This is a genomic window from Paenibacillus sp. BJ-4 (assembly GCF_020404765.1).
In the GTDB taxonomy this organism is placed as follows: Bacteria; Bacillota; Bacilli; order Paenibacillales; family Paenibacillaceae; genus Paenibacillus.
Genome location: NZ_JAIVEM010000175.1, coordinates 1 through 2,321 on the forward strand (window position 1 = coordinate 1; position 2,321 = coordinate 2,321).

The following is a 2,321-nucleotide window of genomic DNA, read 5'->3' on the forward strand; positions in this document are numbered from 1 at the left end:
AGGGAAATATTCGAAGCTGTTGGATTTATGGGTCAAGGGGGTCATGATCGACTGGAACAAGCTCTACGGCTCGGCTAAACGGAGAAAAGTCAGCCTTCCCACCTATCCTTTTGCAAAAGAACGCTATTGGGTGGACAAGATCGGTGAACATAACGGCAATAACTGGCCAGCTTCTGCCGAAGCCTCCGTGATTCACCCTCTGCTGCACCGGAATACGTCCGACCTTTCGGAGCAACGCTTCACTTCAACCTTCACGGGCAAGGAGTTTTTCCTGGGAAGCCACATTGTTAAAGGGCAACGGGTGTTACCCGGAGTCGCGTACCTTGAGATGGCCCGGGCTGCGGTGGAGCATGGGGCGCTAAAAGGGAGACGGACGGGGATACGGCTGAAGAATATCGTTTGGGCCAAGCCGATTGTTGTGGGAGTCCAGCCAGTTCAGATTCACATCGGACTCTTTCCAGAGGGAAATGGAGAGATTTCCTATGAAATCTATAGCGAGGCTGAAACAGTGGATGCCCAGCAGGTAGTGCATAGCCAAGGGATTGCATTGCCATGCCGGTTGGCGGAAACGCCGGCTCTGGATATACATGCGGTGCAGGAGAGCTGCACCCAAAATATCATCTCACCCGAAGCTTTGAAGACGAGGACGGCGGGCCATGATGGGATTCACCATTGGTTAGAAGAGGTGTATGTAGGGGAAGCGCAGGTGCTGGCGAAGATTTGTCTGCCATCCTGCATGTCCGGTGCGGAAGGACAATTTATCCTGCATCCCGACATCGTGGATTCTGCGCTACAGGCATCTGCCGGATCGATGATGGGTACAGAAGGCAATAAACCTTGCTTGCCTTTTTCGCTTCAGGATATGGAAATTTTAGGGAAATGCACTTCGAATATGTGGGCGCTAATCCGTTTCGATAATGGCAGCAAAGACAGAGAGCGGCTAGAGATGCTGGATATTGACCTTTATGATGAACATGGCGCAGCCTGCGTCCGAATGAAAGGATTTACTGGCAAGAGGTAAGCGAAAGAATGCTTTTGCAATGAAGTCAATCCATATTACGGGAGGGTTAAGCTTGGAAACATTAAAGGACATGACCCTATATCAGCTTAAAACCTTGTTTGGGGATACTACAAAAATGCAAGTGGATAGCATTGATGCTGAAGAGCCTTTGGAAAGCTATGGCATTGATTCGATTATGATCAATCGGCTTAACCAGAAGCTTGGCGATATCTTTGGGGAGCTTTCCAAGACCCTGTTCTATGAATACCAGACCTTGATGGAATTAGCGGAATATTTTATATCTGACTACCGGCAGGTGTGCGTGAAATGGACAGGATATGCAGACATGGCCGAATCCATACCTGAAGAACCTTCGGAAGAAGAGAGGTTCGATAACGAATTTCCAGTGCTGACTTCATTAAAGGCAGGCAGGAAGCAAACCCGCAGCTTTGCTGCTGCGGTAACGGACAGCGCAGCACGGGAGCCTGTGGCGATTATAGGAATCAGCGGACGCTATCCCAAGGCCGGAAGCCTGCAGGAATATTGGGATAATCTGCAGCGGGGACAAGACTGCATCACGGAAATTCCAGAAGAACGCTGGTCCAAGGAAGGATTCTTCCATCCGGACCCCCAGGAGGCTGCAGTGCAGGGGAAAAGCTACAGCAAGTGGGGCGGATTTATAGACGGATTTGCGGAGTTTGACCCGAGCTTCTTCAATATTACACCACGGGAAGCGCATAATATGGACCCCCAGGAACGGCTGTTTGTCCAATCCTGCTGGGAGGTGTTGGAGGACGCGGGATATACCCGGGAACGGATCAAATCACAATATAACGGCAAGGTGGGTGTCTTTGCGGGGATCACCAAGACCGGATTTAATTTATACGGCCCGGAGCTATGGAAGCAGGGCGAGCAGATGCACCCGTACACTTCATTCAGCTCGGTAGCCAACCGGATTTCCTATTTGCTGAACCTGCAAGGTCCGAGCATGCCTATTGATACGATGTGCTCTTCGTCATTAACCGCCATTCATGAGGCGTGTGAGCATCTGTACCAGCAGGAATGTGAAATGGCGATTGCCGGAGGGGTTAACCTTTACCTGCATCCTTCCAGCTATGTTATATTGTGCGAGCAGCAGATGCTTTCGGCCGACGGCCAGTGCAAGAGCTTTGGCAGCGGAGGCAACGGCTTTGTCCCGGGTGAAGGGGTGGGCTGTGTTCTGCTGAAGCCTTTGTCCAAGGCAGTCGCAGACGGGGATCATATTTATGCGGTGATCCGCAGCACCAGCATCAACCACGGGGGCAAGACGAACGGGTATACC

2 protein-coding genes are annotated in these 2,321 nt (G+C 51.3%); both read left to right on the top strand.

The genetic code is table 11. The features are described 5' to 3' along the window. Window positions 1-1,021, top strand: a 1,021-nt coding sequence (locus LCF57_RS26355; protein WP_318840811.1) for a polyketide synthase dehydratase domain-containing protein, incomplete at its 5' end; no start/stop codon positions are given. 52 nt (window positions 1,022-1,073) lie between these two features. Next, window positions 1,074-2,321: acyl carrier protein (locus LCF57_RS26360; RefSeq protein ID WP_226003309.1), on the top strand; the 1,248-nt coding region annotated here is incomplete at its 3' end.